The organism is Haloarcula sp. H-hyl6 (genome assembly GCF_056934455.1).
Window position 1 is genome coordinate 124,681 of the sequence record NZ_JBRIIK010000001.1, and the last position, 18,480, is coordinate 143,160.

21 protein-coding genes are annotated in these 18,480 nt (G+C 67.1%); 15 read left to right on the top strand and 6 right to left on the bottom strand.

What is annotated here, in order from left to right; translation table 11 throughout:
- Positions 1 to 32: 32 nt before the first annotated feature.
- Together Hhyl6_RS00545 and Hhyl6_RS00550 are read left to right on the top strand one after the other, a co-directional pair.
- On the top strand, positions 33 to 1,838 hold the full coding sequence (locus Hhyl6_RS00545; RefSeq protein WP_483737268.1) for a thiamine pyrophosphate-binding protein: 1,806 nt from the start codon (positions 33 to 35) through the stop codon (positions 1,836 to 1,838).
- A 63-nt stretch (positions 1,839 to 1,901) separates the two neighbouring features.
- On the top strand, positions 1,902 to 2,702 hold the full coding sequence (locus tag Hhyl6_RS00550) for an ATP-binding cassette domain-containing protein (protein WP_483737269.1): 801 nt from the start codon (positions 1,902 to 1,904) through the stop codon (positions 2,700 to 2,702).
- A gap of 33 nt (positions 2,703 to 2,735) precedes the next feature.
- Here Hhyl6_RS00550 and Hhyl6_RS00555 read toward each other — a convergent pair whose 3' ends face one another.
- Together Hhyl6_RS00555 and Hhyl6_RS00560 are read right to left on the bottom strand one after the other, a co-directional pair.
- Positions 2,736 to 3,173 carry a universal stress protein gene (locus Hhyl6_RS00555; RefSeq protein WP_483737270.1) on the bottom strand — a complete coding sequence of 146 codons (438 nt, stop codon included), beginning with the start codon at positions 3,171 to 3,173 and terminating at the stop codon, positions 2,736 to 2,738.
- A 45-nt stretch (positions 3,174 to 3,218) separates the two neighbouring features.
- Positions 3,219 to 4,289 (bottom strand): 2,3-butanediol dehydrogenase, encoded by a 1,071-nt coding sequence (locus tag Hhyl6_RS00560; RefSeq protein WP_483737271.1) that lies wholly within the window; start codon positions 4,287 to 4,289, stop codon positions 3,219 to 3,221.
- Between the two features lie 220 nt (positions 4,290 to 4,509).
- On the opposite strand from Hhyl6_RS00560, the gene Hhyl6_RS00565 reads away from it, so the two are divergent.
- From Hhyl6_RS00565 to Hhyl6_RS00580, 4 genes are all read left to right on the top strand, one after another.
- A complete protein-coding gene (locus tag Hhyl6_RS00565; RefSeq protein WP_483737272.1) occupies positions 4,510 to 5,265 on the top strand; it encodes a hydroxypyruvate isomerase family protein in 756 nt (251 codons plus the stop codon).
- 288 nt (positions 5,266 to 5,553) lie between these two features.
- Positions 5,554 to 7,515 carry an archaea-specific SMC-related protein gene (locus tag Hhyl6_RS00570; protein ID WP_483737273.1) on the top strand — a complete coding sequence of 654 codons (1,962 nt, stop codon included), beginning with the start codon at positions 5,554 to 5,556 and terminating at the stop codon, positions 7,513 to 7,515.
- Positions 7,516 to 7,560: 45 nt separating this feature from the next.
- Complete coding sequence (gene rdfA / locus Hhyl6_RS00575) at positions 7,561 to 8,184, top strand: rod-determining factor RdfA (protein ID WP_483737274.1); 624 nt, start codon at positions 7,561 to 7,563, stop codon at positions 8,182 to 8,184.
- Positions 8,185 to 8,334: 150 nt separating this feature from the next.
- Positions 8,335 to 8,808, top strand: a complete 474-nt coding sequence (locus Hhyl6_RS00580; protein ID WP_483737275.1) for a DUF6789 family protein — start codon at positions 8,335 to 8,337, stop codon at positions 8,806 to 8,808.
- A gap of 20 nt (positions 8,809 to 8,828) precedes the next feature.
- Here the strand turns inward: Hhyl6_RS00580 and Hhyl6_RS00585 are convergent, their stop codons facing one another.
- Positions 8,829 to 9,437: a plastocyanin/azurin family copper-binding protein gene (locus Hhyl6_RS00585; protein ID WP_483737276.1), complete on the bottom strand. Its 609-nt coding sequence runs from the start codon at positions 9,435 to 9,437 to the stop codon at positions 8,829 to 8,831.
- 241 nt (positions 9,438 to 9,678) lie between these two features.
- Here Hhyl6_RS00585 and Hhyl6_RS00590 point away from each other — a divergent pair, with 241 nt between their 5' ends.
- Positions 9,679 to 9,933, top strand: coding sequence for a hypothetical protein (locus Hhyl6_RS00590; protein ID WP_483737277.1), 255 nt, complete (start codon positions 9,679 to 9,681; stop codon positions 9,931 to 9,933).
- Between the two features lie 79 nt (positions 9,934 to 10,012).
- Positions 10,013 to 10,435: a CBS domain-containing protein gene (locus Hhyl6_RS00595; RefSeq protein ID WP_483737278.1), complete on the top strand. Its 423-nt coding sequence runs from the start codon at positions 10,013 to 10,015 to the stop codon at positions 10,433 to 10,435.
- Positions 10,436 to 10,449: 14 nt separating this feature from the next.
- Here the strand turns inward: Hhyl6_RS00595 and Hhyl6_RS00600 are convergent, their stop codons facing one another.
- Complete coding sequence (locus Hhyl6_RS00600; protein ID WP_483737279.1) at positions 10,450 to 10,977, bottom strand: phosphopantetheine adenylyltransferase; 528 nt, start codon at positions 10,975 to 10,977, stop codon at positions 10,450 to 10,452.
- Between the two features lie 123 nt (positions 10,978 to 11,100).
- Between Hhyl6_RS00600 and Hhyl6_RS00605 the strand changes: the two genes are divergently transcribed.
- From Hhyl6_RS00605 to Hhyl6_RS00625, 5 genes are all read left to right on the top strand, one after another.
- On the top strand, positions 11,101 to 11,526 hold the full coding sequence (locus tag Hhyl6_RS00605; RefSeq protein ID WP_483737280.1) for a universal stress protein: 426 nt from the start codon (positions 11,101 to 11,103) through the stop codon (positions 11,524 to 11,526).
- Between the two features lie 63 nt (positions 11,527 to 11,589).
- Complete coding sequence (locus Hhyl6_RS00610) at positions 11,590 to 12,684, top strand: sodium:phosphate symporter (RefSeq protein WP_483739652.1); 1,095 nt, start codon at positions 11,590 to 11,592, stop codon at positions 12,682 to 12,684.
- Between the two features lie 111 nt (positions 12,685 to 12,795).
- The gene (locus Hhyl6_RS00615) at positions 12,796 to 13,248 is read left to right on the top strand and encodes a DUF2267 domain-containing protein (protein ID WP_483737281.1); all 453 of its coding nucleotides are present in this window, start codon (positions 12,796 to 12,798) and stop codon (positions 13,246 to 13,248) included.
- A gap of 28 nt (positions 13,249 to 13,276) precedes the next feature.
- Positions 13,277 to 14,266 (top strand): CapA family protein, encoded by a 990-nt coding sequence (locus Hhyl6_RS00620; RefSeq protein ID WP_483737282.1) that lies wholly within the window; start codon positions 13,277 to 13,279, stop codon positions 14,264 to 14,266.
- Positions 14,267 to 14,304: 38 nt separating this feature from the next.
- Positions 14,305 to 14,697 (top strand): secondary thiamine-phosphate synthase enzyme YjbQ, encoded by a 393-nt coding sequence (locus Hhyl6_RS00625; RefSeq protein ID WP_483737283.1) that lies wholly within the window; start codon positions 14,305 to 14,307, stop codon positions 14,695 to 14,697.
- Here Hhyl6_RS00625 and Hhyl6_RS00630 read toward each other — a convergent pair whose 3' ends face one another.
- Positions 14,698 to 15,138, bottom strand: a complete 441-nt coding sequence (locus Hhyl6_RS00630) for a universal stress protein (RefSeq protein WP_483737284.1) — start codon at positions 15,136 to 15,138, stop codon at positions 14,698 to 14,700.
- A 123-nt stretch (positions 15,139 to 15,261) separates the two neighbouring features.
- Between Hhyl6_RS00630 and Hhyl6_RS00635 the strand changes: the two genes are divergently transcribed.
- Complete coding sequence (locus Hhyl6_RS00635) at positions 15,262 to 17,862, top strand: PEP/pyruvate-binding domain-containing protein (protein ID WP_483737285.1); 2,601 nt, start codon at positions 15,262 to 15,264, stop codon at positions 17,860 to 17,862.
- A 32-nt stretch (positions 17,863 to 17,894) separates the two neighbouring features.
- Positions 17,895 to 18,086 carry a cold-shock protein gene (locus tag Hhyl6_RS00640; protein WP_483737286.1) on the top strand — a complete coding sequence of 64 codons (192 nt, stop codon included), beginning with the start codon at positions 17,895 to 17,897 and terminating at the stop codon, positions 18,084 to 18,086.
- On the opposite strand, the gene Hhyl6_RS00645 is transcribed toward Hhyl6_RS00640, so the two are convergent.
- Complete coding sequence (locus tag Hhyl6_RS00645) at positions 18,087 to 18,464, bottom strand: Hsp20/alpha crystallin family protein (RefSeq protein ID WP_483737287.1); 378 nt, start codon at positions 18,462 to 18,464, stop codon at positions 18,087 to 18,089.
- Positions 18,465 to 18,480 lie beyond the last annotated feature (16 nt).

Genomic DNA, 18,480 nt, shown 5'->3' on the forward strand with positions numbered 1-18,480 from the left:
GCTATAAGCGACCTGTCGACGAATCGAACTGTATGCCTCGACTGAACGGCAGTGAAATCATCGCCGAGTACCTCGAACGGGAAGGCGTCGAGTACATCGTCGGCATCCCGGGGCACGGGAGCACGCTGATGATAGACGCGTTCAACGACTCGTCCGTCGACGTGGTGCAACCCCGTCACGAGCAGGGTGCGACACACCTCGCGGACGGGTACGCGCGGGCGAGCGGTGACCCACTCGTCGTGTTCACCTCCATCGGACCGGGTGCGACCAACACCGTCACGGGTGTGGCTACGGCGTTCGTCGACTCCATCCCGATGGTCGTCCTCACCGGCGGTCCACAGACCCACGAGTACGGACAGGGAATCCTCCAAGAGATAGAGCGCAAGCGTCCCGGCGACTTCCCGAACGTGATGGAACCGATAACGAAGGAGACGTTCCAGGTCCACGACGTCGAACACCTCCCGCGAACGCTCCGTCGGGCGTTTCAGGAGGCGGTGACCGGTCGGCCTGCACCGGTCCACATCGAGATACCCATGGACGTGCAAGCGGCCGAAGCCGACGTGGACGTCCCCGACCCGACGCGGTCCAGAGCCCAGTATCGCCCCGCCGGCGACCCTCGGGCCATCTCCGAGGCGGCCGAGTTACTCGTCGACGCCGACAGACCCGTCGTCGTCCCGGGCGGGGGCGCGATGCTGGCGGAGGCGTGGGACGAGGTACGGGAACTCGCCGAGTACCTGCAGGCACCCGTCAGCCCGACCTTCCAAGGGAAGGGCATCGTCCCGGAGGACCACGACCTGTTCGTCGGCTATGCGGGGGCGTGGGGGACGACGGCCGGCAACGAACTCTGTTCGAGCGCCGACGTGATTCTCGCGCTCGGGGTCCGGTTCTCGGACCTCCACACGTCCTCGTTCGACCCCGGTGTGAGCTTCGAGATACCGCCGACGGAGCTGATTCACGTCGACGTCGACACCCACGAGATAGGCAAGAACTACCCCGTCGAGGTCGGCGTCCACGGCGACGCGAAGGTGGTCGCCCGCCAGCTCCGTGACGAAATCGAGGAGCGTACCGACCCCGTGAGTACCGAGGACAACGAGTACTACGACGAGGTCCAGCGCCGCTGGTCGGAGTGGGAAGACCGCATCGAGGACCGCCACACCGAGGACTCGGTGCCGCTCTCGATGGCCCGCGTCCTCGGCGCGCTGCGGAACGTTCTCGACAGGGACGCCATCGTCACGTCGGGGGCGGGCCACCCACAGGACATCACGAACCCCGAGTTCCCGGTGTACGAACCCCGGTCGAACATCTCGGCGGGCGGGTTCTCCACGATGGGGTTCTCGCTCCCGGCGTCGATGGGGGCGAAACTGGCCGCGCCGGACCGACAGGTGGTGTCGATTCAGGGCGACGGCAGTTTCCTCCACTGCAATCAGGAACTCGTCGCGGCGGTGCAGGAGGACGTCGACGTGAACGTCCTCGTCCTCAACAACCACGCGTGGCTCTCGATTCGGAACCTCCAGGTCACCCAGTCCGGGTGGGACCGCGTGCTGGCGACGGAGTTCGACGAGGAACACGACTACGACGCCGTCGGGATGGCGGAGTCGATGGGCGTCGAGTACGCCGACCGGGTGTTCGAACCGGACGACCTCGAACCGTCGCTGACGGGGATGGTCGAACACGACGGCCCCGCCCTCGTGGAGGCCGTCGTCCAACGAGGGACGACGGAGACGGGCGGCATAATGACCGGTGCGTGGCACCTGCCGGGACTCGGCGAGGGCTACGAGTCCGACGAGCGCCCGGGCGACGAGTCGAGCGAGGCCGAGGAGGCGGCCGGCGACGACTGAGTTCGGGACCCGACTCGAAAGACGAGGGAAACCCTTTTGTTACATAGATGAATAGTTATCTCCATGTCAGAGAGTGGCACGACGAACCTCGTCGAGATGCGCGGCATCGAGAAACACTTCGGCCGCGTCGTGGCGCTGAACGGGGTCGATTTGGAGGTGAAGGAGGGCGAGATAATGGGTCTCCTCGGCGACAACGGGTCGGGGAAGTCCACGCTCATCAAGACGCTCGTCGGCGTCCACCAACCGGACGCCGGGGAAGTGTACATCCGCGGCGAACAGGTCCACATCTCCAGCCCCAAGGAGGCCCGAAAGTACGGCATCTCGACGGTGTATCAGGACCTCGCGCTGGTCGATACCCTGTCGGTGGCGGCCAACATGTTCCTCGCGCGCAACCCGATGAAGCGGTACGCCGGCGTCTCCGTCGTGGACTGGGAGACGATGAACCAGCAGGCCGAGGACATCATCCGAAGCCGACTGAACCTCGAAATCGACCCGACCGCTCGCGTCGAGTTCCTTTCGGGCGGGGAACGCCAGGCCATCGCCATCGCACGGTCGCTGGTCACCGACCCCGACCTCGTCATCATGGACGAACCCACCTCGGCGCTCTCCGCGGACTCCGCGCAGCGAGTCCGTGACCTCGTCCACACGCTCAACGACGAGGGCATCACCGTGTTGCTCATCACGCACAACATGGACGAGGTGTTCGCGCTCACGGACCGCGTGACGATTCTCGACAGCGGTGACCTCGTCGGCACCGTCGACACCGAACACGTGACCAAGGAGGACATCGTCCAGATGATGGTCTCCGGCGAGATGCCCGCGAAGGTCCGCGACGCGGCGGGGGACACCGAAGCCCACGCCTGAGAACGGTTCCGACGCGGCCGGCGTCCGACCGACTCATCCCATCACGAGCGTCACCGGGACGTCGACGTTGAGGATGACCTCCTGCGTCGTGTCACCGAAGACAGCCTTCCCCGTCGGGGACCGCTGGCGACCCGTCAGGAAGACGTGGTCGCAGTCGAACTCCTCGACGGCGGCGACGATTCGCTGTGCGGAGTCGCCGAACGCCCCCTCGACGTCGAACCGCACGTCGTCGGGCAACAACGCTTCTCCGAGGTCCGCGGCGAACGACTCCGCCCCCTCGATGCCCGCCCGGTAGTTGTGGTCGATGCCCGTCAACTCGCGCATCTGGTCTCGGACGGCGTTGCTGTCGAAGGTGTCGGTGACGTGAAACAGCAGCAGTTCCGCGCCCGACCCGCGGGCGAAGTCCGTGGCGACGTCGAGGAGTTCGACGACCCGCTGCTCCGGTTCCACGACGACTAAGGCACGCGTCATATCAGACTGTTCGGGACGGACCGGCAAAAAACTCCGCACGCCCCTTCAGGGCCGAACGAGAACCTTCACCAGGTCGGTGTCGGGGTCGGTGATGGCGTCGAACCCCCCCTCGACGATGTCGTCCAACTCGATGGTCGCCGAGATGAACGCGTCGGTGTCGACGTCCCCAGCGGCCAACGACCGGATTACGGCGTCGAACTCGCCGCGGTGAGACAGCGGCGGGTAGGCGTAGGTCTGGCTCCCCTTGAACGTCCGCTCGGCCGTGACTAGCTCTTTCAGGTCGGTTTCCGTCTCGTCTTCGTAGACGGCACCGACGGTGACCACACCGCCCGGCCGGGTGCTCCGTACCGCCGCGTTGAACGACGGGTCGACGCCGGCGTACTCGAAGGCGACGTCGACGCCGCCGGGCGTCTCCGACCGGATGCGTTCGACCGGGTCCTCCGACGTCGGGTCGATGGTCACGTCCGCCCCGAGGTCGGCCGCGACGGCGCGCCGACCGTCCTGCGGTTCGGAGACGAACAGCCGTTTCACGCCCGCGTCGAGAGCGGCGTGGACCGCGGTCAGACCGATAGGGCCCGCCCCGAACACGGCGGCGGTGTCGCCGGGGCTCAGTTCCGCGCGACGGACCGCGTGGAGGCCGACGGCGAGCGGTTCGACGAGCGCACCGTCCTTCAACGATACCTCGTCGGGGAGGACGTGGACCTGCTGTTCGGGGACCACGACGTTCTCGGCGAATCCCCCGGTGTCCGTCTGGAGGCCGATGGCCGCGACGTTCTGACAGAGGTTGTATCGCCCCTCCTCGCAGAAGTAGCAGTCGTGACAGGGGATGTTTGGTTCCACGACCACCCGGTCGCCGTCCGAGAGGCGCGTCACCGCCTCACCGACTTCCGAGACGACGCCGGAGAACTCGTGGCCCAGCGTCAGCGGGAGCGTCTCGCCGGTCCGCGGGTGGGGTTCCTCTGGGACGAAAATCGGGCCGCCGAGATACTCGTGCAGGTCGGTCCCGCAGATGCCACACCACGCGACGTCGATTCGCACGTCCTCGGGGCCGACGCTGTCCTCCGGGACGTCCTCGACGCGGACGTCCTCCGGCCCGTGGTACACGGCGGCTTTCATCGGTGTCCTCCTGTCCTGTCTGTGGTAGTCATGGTCTATCACCGACTTCTCTAGCCGGCGCTATAAGCGTTCTCCCGGGCCGTCTCCCCGGACGGTCGGGCGAACACCTTTCACAGAGGCTGTCGATAGCGTCGACTATGGCACGCTATCTACCAGCCTACGGCGAGCAGATAGGCCGACCACACGCGGAACGCGTTCGCGGGACGAAGGAGGGGCGCTGATGCCGCCGTTCTCCGTCTGTCTGGAGATGCTGTACACCGACCGCCCGTTCGTCGACCGCTTCGAACCGGTCGCCTCGCTCGGCGCCGACGCCGTCGAGTTCTGGACGTGGGCCGAGAAGGACCTTGACGCCGTGGAGCGCGAACTAGCCGCCCACGACCTCGACTTGGTCGGGATGGTCGGGACGGAGGGCCCGCTGACAGACCCGGACAGTCTGGACGAGGCGGTAGCGGAAATCGAGCGGTCGGTGGCGGTGGCGGACCGTCTCGACTGCCCGACGCTGTTCGTGCTCACGGGTGACGAACGACCGGGGCTGTCCAGACGGCGGCAGCGCGACCTCGTGGTCGAGGGGTTGCGCGCCGCCGCGCCCACCGCGGCCGATGCCGGGGTGACGCTGGTGTTGGAACCGCTCAACACCGCCGTCGACCACCCGGGCTACTTCCTCGAACGCGCCGAGGACGGGTTCGACATCGTCAGCGAAGTCGACAGTCCCGCCGTCGACTTGCTGTACGACGTGTACCACCAGCAAGTGACCGAGGGCAACATCATCGAGACGCTGACCGGCAACGTCGAGGCAGTCAGTCACGTCCACGTCGCCGACGTGCCCGGCCGGTACGAACCCGGAACGGGGGAACTCAACTACCCGAACATCCTCGCTGCGCTCGACGAGGCCGGTTACGACGGCTACGTCGGGTTCGAGTATCGCGCGGAGTCGGACCCGGACAGCGCCGTTCGCACGGGCCTCTCGCTCGGTTGAGCGGCCCAAAGCGAAGCCGCAACGGGAACGGCACCGCGGTACGACCCATATAACTAAGTACGCTTGCACCGCGTCTCGGTCGAACTCACCGTGGGGCGACGCCGGATACGGAGCGGTAAGTGCGCTGTACGAGTGCGGTACCGCGGGACGACATTCCCGTTTCGTAGTCCATAAGATCACAATAGTACCTGTGTTATTCCAGCCCCGTCCCTAGCTGTATCGGTTGGAGGGCCTTTCGAACCGGGACAACAGAGAAGATTTATTACACTACAGAGTCAGTGTTGGAATATGTCTACGCCAGAAGAAGTGACCAACTCGGCCCAGTTCACGGTCGAGAACATCGGCGGCATCGACGACGCCGCCCTCGAAATCGAGCCCGGTGTGACTATCCTCTCGGGCAAGAACGCGACCAATCGGACCTCGTTCCTCCAGTCCATCATGGCCGCCATGGGAAGCCGACAGGCGACGCTCAAAGGCGACGCCGACGAAGGACGAGTGACGTTCGAGTATCGGGACGAGGTGTACGAGCGGACGCTGAAGCGAGCGGGCGACACCGTCCAGTTCTCGGGCGAAGGCTACCTCGACGACTCCGACGTCGCGGACCTGTTCGCGTTCCTCCTCGAAACCAACGAGGCCAGACAGGCCGTCGCTCGCGGGGACGACCTCCGGGACATCATCATGCGCCCGGTGGACACCGAGGCCATCAAGAGCGAAATCGAACGCCTCGAAGGCGAGAAAGACGAGATAAACGACGAACTCGCCACCATCGAGTCGCGCAAACGAGACCTCCCCGACCTCGAACAGCGCCGGAACTCCTTGCGAGAGCAAATCGAGGACAAGCGCGAGGAACTCAAGGCGAAGGAGGCCGAAATCGACGAGAGCAGTCACGACGTACAGGAGAGCCGTCGGGAACAGGAGAAACTCGAAGAACGGCTCGACGACCTCCGAAGCACCCGGTCGGACCTCGAGTCGCTCCGGCAGAAGATAGAGTCCCGCGAGGCGAGCATCCGGTCGCTCAAGCAGGAGCGGAGCGAACTCTCCGACGAACTGGAGGACCTCCCGGAGACGCCCATGGGCGACATGGACCACCTCGAAGACGAAATCGACCGTCTCCGAGAGCAGCGTCAGAGCCTCAACAACGACATCTCGGACCTCCAGAGCCTGATTCAGTACAACGAGGAGCGACTGGAGTCCGAGGACTACGAAGTGCTCGGGTCCATCGAAGACGAGGGCGACGCCGCCGGCAACGGCTCCGTGACGGAGCAGTTGCTCGACGGCGACGAGGAGACGGTCGTCTGCTGGACCTGTGGGTCCTCGGTCGAACGGGAGCAGATAGAGAACACCGTCGACCGCCTCCAGAGCCTCCGAGAGGAGAAACTGAGCGAACTCTCGGACATCAAGAGCGACCTCGAAGACCTCAAAGACGACAAGCGCGATGCCGAGAAGGAACAGCGCCGACGCGAGGAGGTCGAACGGAAGCTAAGCGACGTCGAGAGCGAACTCGAGCAGCGGACCGAGCAGGTTGACTCGCTGAAGGACCGACGCGAGGACCTGACCGACGAGGTCGAAGACCTCGAATCGGCCGTCGAAGACCTCGAATCCGAGGACTTCGAGGACATCCTCGGACTCCATCGTGAGGCCAACCAGCTAGAGTTCGACATAGACCGACTCGAATCCGACCTCGACGACGTGGAAGACGAGATAGAGGAGATAGAGGAGATGGTCGAACGCGCCGACCAACTCCGCGAGCGCCGCGACGAACTCGTCGACGAACTCACCGACAAGCGCACGAAGGTCGGGCAGATAGAGACCGAAGCCGTCGAAGCGTTCAACGAGCACATGGACGCCGTGCTGGACATTCTGGGCTACGACAACCTCGACCGGGTCTGGATTGAGCGTATCGAGCAGACGGTCCGTGAGGGACGGCGGAAGGTCGACAAGAGCGTCTTCGAACTCCACATCGTGCGGAGCACCGAGAACGGCGCGGCCTACGAGGACACGGTCGACCACCTGAGCGAGAGCGAGCGAGAGGTCGTCGGCCTCATCTTCGCGCTGGCGGGCTACCTCGTCCACGACCTGCACGAGACGGTGCCGTTCATGTTGCTGGACTCGCTGGAGGCCATCGACGCCGACCGCATCGCCGCACTCGTCGACTACTTCGCCGACAACGCCGAGTTCCTCGTCATCGCACTTCTCGAAGAGGACGCGCAGGCTCTCGACGACGGGTACACTCGCGTCCAGACCATCTAAGCCCAGTAGCCTTTTTAGGTCCAGTTCCGAAAGGGGAGGTAGAGAATGAGTTCGAACACCGACGACCGGCCGTCGAGCAAGGTTGCCCGCCTCCTCGACGAGTACGGCCTCGACGAGTTCGGGACGGAGTTAGAAGAGCGCTGGACAGGTGAGGGGTACGAGCGGATGAGCCTGAGGGACCTCGCAGACCTGTTCAACAAGCGACTGCTGGAACAGGCGCTCAGAGACGCCGGCCAGACCGCGCTCGAAAGCGACGTCGAGACGACGTATCGAAACCTCACGGCGGACGACGTCAGTACCGGTGTCCGGACGGACACGCGGACCCGGTTGGAACAGGACGGGGTGGACGTCGACGCCCTCGAACGGGACTTCGTCACGTATCAGGCGATACGGTCGTACCTCAAGGAGTGGCGGGGGGCAGAGTACGAACAGCCGTCCGACGAGGAGAAGCGGGCGAACGACCGCGAGAGCATCCAGCGCCTCCTCACGCGTACCCTGTCGGTGACCGAAGACCGCATCGAGAAGTTGCGCGACACGGACCGCATCGCCGTCGAGGAGTTCGAGGTGTTCGTCGACGCGCAGGTCCTCTGTCAGCGCTGTGGGACCCAGTACGCGGTCACCGACTTCATCGACAACGGCGGGTGTGACTGCCTGCAGGACGACGCCTGAGTCCCGAAATCGAAGTATAACCTTACCCGCCACTGGTGGGAGGCTACCCGCTACCCACGGACGAGACAGCGGCCGGAAAGCTCTGCTGAGGCGGACCACTGGGAACGGAACGGCGCGAATACTTTTCCGTGACCCGAATTGAGTCGGGCCATGCGCGCCCGGCAGTCGAGCGTTCGCGCGGGACTGCTGGCGACCGCCGGTCTCACCCTGGTCCTGGCGGTCACCGGCGCCGCTGTCGGTTGGACAGCGGTGTTCGCGTTCGCGACGGGCGGACTGTGCGTGAACGGCGGGCCGGCCGTCTGTCGACTCGGGGCAGTCCCGTCGACAGTCCTCCTCACCGGGTGGTACGCACTCCTGTTCGTCGTCCTGTGGCCCGTCGGGTACGCGGCCTTCAGGCGGGTTTTGACACCCGTCTCCGGGGCACCACGGGGTGCCGTGTTCGGACTCGTGCTCTGGTCCGGGTACGTCGTCGCCGCGCGCGTTACCAACGGTGCGCTCCCGTGGAGTCTGGCAGTGCTGAGTGCGACGTTGGTGGCGTACGTCGTCTACGGGACCGTCCTCGGCGGCAGTTTCGACCGGTTCGTCCACCACGGACCCGGTTCCGCGGCGGTGAGCGAGGCCTGAGTTCGGGGCCTTCCCGGCGGTCAGTCCTCGCCGTAGTCCCCGCCGTACTTCAGGAGAAAGAAGGCGAACGCGATGACGAGGGCCACCGCGCCCGTGGCGGCGACGACCAAGGTGCGGACCGCGTCCGGAACTCCCGGGAGGTCCACCAAGCCGTCGCCGTCACCGCCACCGTCGCCGTCACCGCCCGACCCGACGGTGAGCGTCGCGACCATGCCGGCGCTCTCGTGCGGGACGCAGAAGTAGTCGTACGTTCCCTCGACGTCGAAGGTGTGCTCGTACGACTCGCCGCCGGGGACGTTCCCCTGTGACGGATACTCGGAGCGCGCGGTCTCCTCGTCGGGGAGGTCGCCGGAGGCGAAGAAATCCGCGCCGTCCGGCAGGTCGTCCTCGTAGGCCGTGACCGAGTGTCCGATTTGGCCGACGTTCTCCCAGACGACCGTGGTGCCCGGTTCGACGCTCGTCTGGTCGGGGTCGAACACGAGTTGGTCCGTCATCTCGATAGTGACCGTCGCACCGTCGTCGGCCTGTGCGGACGCCGACGACGTCGCGTGCGCACCGAGGCCCGCCACGGCCGCGGCACCGAGCAGTTCCCGTCTCGTGAGCGGTGACGTGTCGTCGCGACGACTCATGTCCGACGGTTCGTCGGAGGAACTGAAAACAGTTGGTGAGCGTTCGAGACGCGTCGGGTCAAACCGGTGATAGGACGGCTGAGAGCCGCGACGATGCGGGGATGCCCTCTTGCGGCGGGCCGGCTAGGTGGTTCCTACGCCGCCGTGGGAAGCGCATACTAAATAGGTGCTCCCGTGTGCCGCGAGACATGGTGTGCAACAGTATAACACACAGTGCGCGTGCGAGGGACGGTGAGGACAGATGACCGACGGACGGGACGCGTCGAGTCGAGACGGCGAGGCAGAGGCCACGCGGCACGAGCGACTGGAGGCCATCTTCGTTCGGGTCACCGGAACAGACGAACTGGTCGAACGGCGGGACCAGACTGCCGACGTCCCCCGGGACCTGTCGGTCGACGAGGAGACGAGACAGACTCTCTCTGAGTACGTCTCCACGATGGTCCGTGCCGACGGCCTGTCGGACACCATGAGCGACCCCGACCTAGAACCCGAGTAACGGAGTCGTCACCCGGGGACGCCACGGGAGCGAGGCGTAGTATTATTAGCCACCCTCTCGGAATTGTTACTGAGAAATCATGACTGTCGGAGACATCGCACGAACAGGAGTAATGACCGCTCACCGCGACCAGACAGCGGGCAACCTCGCAACCGTGATGAAAGAGGAGGACGTGGGGAGCGTCGTGGTCGTCGAAGAGAGACGACCGGTCGGCATCGTCACCGACCGAGACCTGACGCTCCACGTCGTCGAACCGCGTGCGGACCCGGCCGAGGTCACCGCAGAGGACGTCATGACGGAGACGCCGACGACGGTGAACGCGGGGATGGGACTCTTCGAGGCGACGGCGAAGATGTACGAACACGCCGTCCGCCGAATGCCGGTGGTCGACGACGAGGGGAACCTCTCCGGTATCGTCACGCTGGACGACGTGCTCCTGTTGCTCGCGGACGAACTCGACAATCTCGCTGGCGTCGTCGAGGCGGAGTCGCCGCCCTTCTGAGGGCTGCCGGGCGGTCAGTCGTCGTCCGCCAGCAACCGTCCGTGAACGTCTATTTCGCCGTTCCGGATGCGCGTGCTGCTGATTCGCTTGCCGTCCTCTGCGACGACGAACGGCGACGTGTGAATCTCGAGTGGGCGGTACCCCCGGTCGATTCGGTCGTCGTTGAGTTCGTGGGCGCGTCGCTGTGCCTTCCCCTCCGGTGCGACGACGAGGGCGTCCGCGTCCTCTCGCGTCACCGCCGGGCCGAAGGCGTCGGTAATCTTCACGATTTCGTACGAGGCGGAGTATGCACCGCTCACACGTTCGAGCGTCGACGCGAGCGCCTCCCGTCGCTCCTCGAAGGCGCCGAGCAGTTCGGCGTGGGTCGGGTCGCTGCGCGTCTCGCTGGCGAGGTCCGTCGAGGTGAGGCCGACGACGACGTGCCCGTCTCCGGGTCCGTCGTGGCTGGCGGTCTGGAAGGCGGCGTGGAGGAGCGCACGGTGGCCGTTGTGCAGGGGGGTGAACGTCCCCCCGAGGATGGCGATGCGGTCTGTGTGGGTCATAGGCGGCCTTCGGCGGCCGTGGTGGTATAGTTGGGGGCCACGGACGGGACCTCACCGGTGCCCGACCGGTACTAGCCGTCGGAAGTGACAAAACGTTAACTAACGGTGGCTCGTAATCGTCGTATGGAGAGCATCCTCCTAGCCACGGATGGAAGCGAGTGGGCCAGTGCGGCAGCCAAGCACGCTATCGAGGTGGCCGCTGCGGAGGAGGCCACGCTCCACGTCATCTGCGTGGTCGACGAGCGACGGTTCAACGAACCCGCGCTCAGTTCGTCGGAACTGGCGACCATCTTCGCCGAGGACCACGCCGCGATGTGTGTCGCGGACGTGCGAGAGATGGCCGAATCGACGGGCGTCCCGGTGAAGGGGACGACCCGCCACGGTCTCCCGGAGGAAGTCATCATCGAGTTCGCCGCGGAGGTGGACGCGGACGCAATCGTCATCGGTGAACACGGTACTCACGACGACCACTTCTCCGGGGTCGGCCGGAGGGTGAGGGAGAACGCCGACTGCGAGGTCATCGTCGTCGAGGCCAGCCCCGAAGCGTGAGTCCTGCGTGACGGGCCGACTTCGCTGGCGACCGACTCCCACGGACGGAGAACGGTGAGTTCGATGGTGCCACCCGACCAGCGACCCGCCCGCCGAGTCCGGCCGTGGATAGGCGTCGCGGTCGGCGCTCTCGGAGCGGTACTACTCTTTCTGTTCGCGGTCCGGTTGCTGGGGACGGCGACGGCTGTCGCGACCCCGTTGCTCGAAGACACGCTCACACCCCTGCTGGCCGGCGAGTACACGGCGCTCGGCGTCAGTTGGCTCGGTGCCTACCTCCTCGCGAACGGGTCGGTGGTCGCCGCCCTCTCGCTCTCGCTGTTCGAGGCAGGAGTCCTCACCGTCCCGCAACTCCTGTTGATGCTCGCAGGGTCTCGCCTCGGAGCGTCGGGCGTCGTCGTCGCCATCGGGGCACTCGATTGGCTCCACCGAGGACGGACCTCGCTACGGGAGTCGGTGGGTATGGGTATCCTCACGTTTCTCGTGACGTACTCGATATATCTCCCGGTAACAGCCGTCGACTACGTCGCGGTGAGTGCGTTCGGCCCGCCGCGACTCGACGTGGGTACGGGTCTGCTCCCCGGTGGTGTCTCCGGTGGCGCTGTGGCGGCGGTCACCGTCGCCCTCACGAACCGCCTCGGTCCCGTGGTAGCCTTCCTCGTGGCCGTCGTGTTGCTGTTTGGAAGCCTGAAGTTGTTCGACCGCGTTCTCGCTGACCTCGACACGGAGGTAATCAGACAGCGATTCTTCGTTCACTTCCGATACCGGTGGCTCGCGTTCGGTCTGGGACTGGTGGTGACGACGCTCGCGACCAGCGTCGCCTTCTCGCTCGGCGTCGTCGTCCCCCTCTACAACCGACGGTACATTCGTCGCGCGGAGTTGGTCCCCTACGTCCTCGGCGCGAACCTCGGGACGCTGTTCGATACGCTCGTGGTAGCTCTCGTCCTCGGCTCTGCGGACGGTCTCCGGGTCGTCCTCACCATCCTGGTGACAGCGGCGATAGTGTCGATGCTGGCGCTCTCTCTCGGCGAGCAGTACACGCGACTCGTGGTGGACACGGACGAGTACCTTCGAGAGCATCGCGTCGCGTTCGTCGCGTTCGTCGCGTCGTCGATACTCGTTCCCGTCGGGTTGGTGTTCGTGCCGGTGATGCTACGCTGACCGCGTTCTCGTTGCCGGTACGTCGGCGGGTAGTCACTCGGAGAGTCGGCCAGCGCCGCGACCGAACCGACCCCGCCAATTCATTACCGTTCGTGTCATTGAGTCAACCGTATGGACTTCGACGAGTTCACCGGCACGGTACAGCACCGACTCGAACTACCGGACCGCGGACGGACCCTGCGGACGATTCGCGCGACCCTCATGACGCTCGGGGAGCGGATTCCCGCCGGCGCGGCGGACGACTTGGCCGCCTCGCTCCCGATGGAGATACGGTGGTACATGACCGGCGCCGTCCACGAACACGGCCAGCGCTTCGACTGGTCGGAGTTCGTCACGCGAGTCAGCGACATCGAGAACGCCGACCCGGCGGACGCGGCCTACCACGCCCGCGTGGTCGTCGACCTCGTGGCGACGGTCGTCCCGCCCTCCGACTTCCAGCAACTCCGCGACCAACTCCCGGAGAGCGACGACGACGAGGGCTGGGGGAACCTGTTCGAGGTGGTCGACGCCGGCGGGTGGAGCGGCGGCCGGGAGGCAGAACCCGACGGCGGACGACGGCGGTGACGACCGGTCACCTGCCTACGAGCGACGGATGACCAGACTCGGCCTCACGGGTGACGTGATGTTCGGTCGCCTCGTCGACGAACAGCAGTTGCACCGCCCCGCGACGGCGGTGTGGGGCGACATGCTGGACCGTCTCCGCGGCCTCGACGGCCTCTGCATCAACCTCGAGTGTTGTCTGTCCACGCGGGGCCACCCGTGGCGTCGCACCAACCGGACGTTCCACTTCAGGGCGACGCCCGACTGGGCCGTGACGGCCCTCGAAGGGGCGGAGGTGGACTGCTGTGCGCTGGCGAACAACCACGTCCTCGACTACGAGGAACCGGCCCTGCTGGATACCCTCGACGCCCTCGACGGCGCCGGCATCGCTCACGCCGGCGCGGGCGAGACGCTGTCGGCGGCGCTCGAACCCGCCTTCGTCACCGCCGGTGACCTCGACGTGGCCGTCGTCTCGCTGACCGACAACACTCCCGAGTACGCCGCGACGGCGACCACGCCCGGGACGGCCCGCGTCGAAATCGACGTCGAGGACGCCGAGACGCGGCGGACCGTCGAGACGGCCCTCGGACGGGCGCTCGCGCGGGACCCGGACCTGCTGGTCGCCTCCCTGCACTGGGGGCCGAACATGCGGACGAACCCCCCGGAGTCGTTCCGGCGGTTCGCCCGATGGCTCGTGGACGAGGGCGTCGACGTGGTCCACGGACACAGCGCCCACGTGTTTCAGGGCGTCGAGGTGTACGAGGGACGCCCGATTCTCTACGACACGGGGGATTTCGTCGACGACTACGCCGTCGACCCGACGCTACGGAACGACCGGAGTTTCCTGTTCGAGGTGTCGGTGTCCGCCGGCCGGCCCACCGAACTCCGGTTGGTCCCGACGGAGATACGCGGTTTCGCGGTCACGCGAGCGTCCGACAGCGCGGCCTCGTGGGCCCGCGAACGGATGCGGGAGCTATCGGCCGCGTTCGGCACCGACTTCGAACGCGAGGCAGACCACCTCGTCTGTCCGCTGGCGGAGTAGGCCGTACCTTCAACTTCGAGGGCGGCGTAGCGGCGGCTATGCGTCTCCAAGTCGACACCGACGAACGGGTCGCGGTGGTGGACGTGACCGACGACGTCGCCGAGGCGGTTCCCGACGACGTCGAAGAAGGCGTCTGTACGGTGTTCGTCCCGCACACGACCGCCGGCGTCGTCGTCAACGAACACGAACAGCGCTTGCTCTCGGACGTCGAGGCGTTTCTCGACCGACTCGCGCCCCCCGGGGAGGCGTACGACCACGACCGAATCGACGACAACGCCGACGCACACCTCCGCGCGATGCTCCTCGGGTCGAACGTCACCGTCCCCGTGCTGGACGGCGACCTCGCCCTCGGGACGTGGCAGTCCGTCATGTTCGTCGAGTGCGACGGCCCGCGCTCGCGAGTGCTCGACGTGACCACGACGCGCGCCTGACTAGCCGTCCTCCGAGGGCGGGGTCGCTCGAACCGTGAGGACCGGCACGTCGGACAGTCGGACGACCTTCTCGGTGGTACTGCCGAGGAGGTAGCGGTCGAGGCCCGTCCGACCGTGGGTCCCCATCACGACGAGGTCGACGTCGCTGTCCGTCACGTAGTCGAGAATCGCCCGATACGGGGAACCACGGCCGATGGACGCCTCGACGGTGCCGACGCCGGCCGCCTCGGCCCGTTCGGTGACGGCCGCTATCGCCGTTCGGCCCGCGTCCTCGAGCGCATCGAACAGGTCCGCCGGTCCCTCGTCGGGGCCAGCGGTCGTGTCGACGACGTAGAGCGTGTGGAGCGTCGCGTCGTCGGCCACCGCGTGTTGTATCGCGCGTTCGATTGCGGCGTCCGAGGCCTCGCTTCCGTCCGTCGGGACGAGGACGTCCTCGTACATGCGACAGCGTACGCGTCGGGTGCGGAAAGTGCTTCCCCTCGAGCCGCCGGTTTCCGCCCCCTAGCACCCGGTATGCCGACCATAGCCTTACCCGTGGCGTACGGAGGGCGTCACAGACCGACGATGCCCGACGCCGTACTCGAACTGGACGACCCGGTGGCCGCCACCCAGTCCGTCAGCGGCGGGAAGGGAGCGACCCTCGCCGAGTTGCGGGCGCTGGACTTCCCCGTTCCGGACGGGGTGGTCGTCACGACGGCGGCGTACCGGACGCTGGTGGACGACCCGACCATCGAGAACCTGCTCGCGGACCTCGACCGCGCCGTCTCGGCCGGCGACGAGACGGCACAGTCCGGCGTCGCGGCGGACCTCCGAGAACGCATCCGGGAGCGACCGCTCCCGCCGGAGGTGGGCGACGGCCTCCGGCGGCACCTCGACGACGGGCCGTACGCCGTCCGCTCCTCGGCGACGACGGAGGACCTCCCCGGGACCTCCTTCGCGGGCCAGTACGACTCCTTCGTCGGCGTCGAGGGCCGCGAAGCTATCGAATCCGCGGTCCGGGACTGCATGGCGAGTCTGTTCACGGACCGGGCAGTGGCCTATCGCGCCCGCAACGACGTGCGGACGGAGAACGCGGCGATGGCCGTCGTCGTCCAGCGGTTTATCGAACCGGACGCGTCGGGCATACTCTTCACGGCGGACCCTGTCACCGGCAGGCGGTCCGTGTCCGTCCTCGACGCGGGGCCGGGACGGGGCGAGGCGCAGGTGTCGGGGCGGACGACGGCTGACGCCGTTCGCGTCGCCGACGACGGCACCGTGCTCGACTACCGCATCGGCCCGACCCGCTCTCATCCGGTCCTGAGCGACGCCGACGCGCGAGCGCTGGCGACGATTGGCAGGCGCATCGAGGACGCCCTCGGCGCGCCACAGGACGTGGAGTGGGCGATTCGAGACGGCGACGTAGCGATTCTCCAGTCCCGACCGATAACCTCGCTGTATCCCCTCCCCGAACCGGGACCGTCCGACGAGCGAACCCACGTCTACTACAGTTTCGGCCATCGGCAGGGGATGCCGGAGGCGATGCCGCCGCTGGTGCTCGACGGCTGGACCGACCTCGTCGGCAGGGTCGGCGAGGAGTTTCGGTTCCCGACGCAGTTCGTGACGACGGCGGGACACCGACTCTACATGGACATGACGCCGTACCTGTCCACACCCCGTCTGCGAGAGCGACTCCTCACGGACTTCGAAGTCGTCGACCAACCGGGAGCGAGGGCGCTCCGGACGCTCCTCTCGGACCGGCCGGACGACTTCCCGACGACTGGGTTGTCCCTGTCCACCCTCTCCCGGTACGGCCGTGGCCTCCGCTACGCCTGGTCGGTGGCGGGCCAGCTCCTCGGTGGCGTCCCGGGCGCGATTACAGAGCGGGACCCGCTGTCGGCACCGCGACGCCTCAGAGCTACGTACGAGGAGGCCTGTGAGGAGGCGATAGCCCGAATCCGCGCTCACGAGACGGTGGCGGAGCGCCACGCGGCGGCCGTCGACGAACTGGCGGCGTCCATCGACTGGTTGCTCGACCCGTTCTACGGTCGCTTCCTCGCTGCCCTCCTCGCCGGTGCGCTCCTCCGGCGGCTTCTGCCGGACGAACGGGAACGCGTCGACGCGCTGGCACTCGGCATCGAAGACGACGTGGTCTACGACATGACGATGACGCTGGGAGACGTGGCCGACGTGGCCCGAGAGACGCCCGCCCTCGCGGCGGCCCTGCGGGACGGCGCGTCGTTCGCCGACGTCGCCGACCGCGACGACGCCGGCCCGTTCCGCGACGCCTTCGAGGAGTTTCTGGACGAGTACGGCTTCAGGGGCGTGGGCGAAATCGACTGGAGCAGACCCCGCTATCGCGAGGACCCGACGCCGCTCCTGAACGTCGTCGCCGGCCACCTCGAAACCGCGGAGTCGGGCGGTCACCGGCGGCGTGCCGAGGCGTCACGGGAACGGGCCGAGAAGGCGAGAGTCGCCCTCGTCGACGCGGCCCCGTCCGGCCTCGGACCGGTCGTCGGCCGACTCGCGACGGTCTACCGCGGCTACATCGGGCTTCGCGAACACCCCAAGTACGCGCTCTCGCGCCTCCTCGCCGAACTCCGGCGACAGACGCTGGACGCGGGTGCGGAACTCGCGGCCGCAGGGGCCCTCGACGACCCGGAGGACGTCTGGTTCCTCCGGTCGGACGAACTCGGGAGCGCACTCGCCGACCGGCGGACGCTGGCGGGGGTCGACGTGTCGGAGCGTCGGGCGACCTTCGAGCGGTCGGCGCGACTGGTCGCACCCCGCGTCATCACGAGCGACGGAGAGGCCCCCCGTCCCGGACCCCCGCCGTCCGCGACCGACGGCGTCTACGGGACCGGCGCGGCCCCGGGTGTCGCCGAGGGCGTCGTGCGAGTGGTTACGGACCCCACCACGGCGCGTCTCGCCCCGGGAGAGGTGCTAGTCGCTCCCTACACGGACCCCGGGTGGACGCCGCTGTTCCTGCACGCCGGGGCCGTCGTCACCGAAGTCGGCGGACGCCTGACCCACGGGTCCCTCGTCGCGCGGGAGTACGGCATCCCCGCCGTCGTCGCCGTGGAGGACGCCACGACGCGACTCCGGACCGGCGACCGGGTCCGGGTCGACGGGACGAACGGCGTCGTCGAACGACTGGACGAGAGCGATGGGGACGCCCCCGAGGCATAGACTTAGGGGCGAACCGCGCTAACTGTCTTACCATGCCCTCAGGCACCGTCAGATTCGTCCACGACGAGAAGGGGTACGGCTTCATCGAAACCGAGGACCGCGAGGAGGACGTCTTCTTCCACCAGTCCGAAATCGACCCGGACCTCGAGGAGGGCGAGGCGGTCACGTTCGACGTCGAACGGGGCGACCGAGGGCCGCGCGCGGCCAATCTCCGGCGGGCGTAGTCACGACACGTCGACTCGCCGCCGTCGCTCTCGCTTCCGTAGCGTCATCCGCAGGACGCCGTCCTCGTCGTAGGACGCCTCGACCGCTCTGTGTTCCACCTCGTCGGGGAGGCGAACGACCCTGCTCCGAGCGGGGAGTCCGCGCTCCCGGCGGAGATACGTCCCCTCTGTCACGTCGCCGTCGGGGTCGGCGACGATGCGGACCCGGTTCTTCCAGACGGTGACGTCGATGTCCTGTTTCCTGATGCCGGGCAGTTCGGCGGCGACGACGTACTCGTCCCCGTGGTCGACGATGTCGACCGGGAAGGGACGGCCGGTCGTCGGTTGCCTCGTCGTCGTCCGTCGGCGGGACGGACTGGTCTCTCGTCGTGGCGTCATGCTGGCACGTACACTA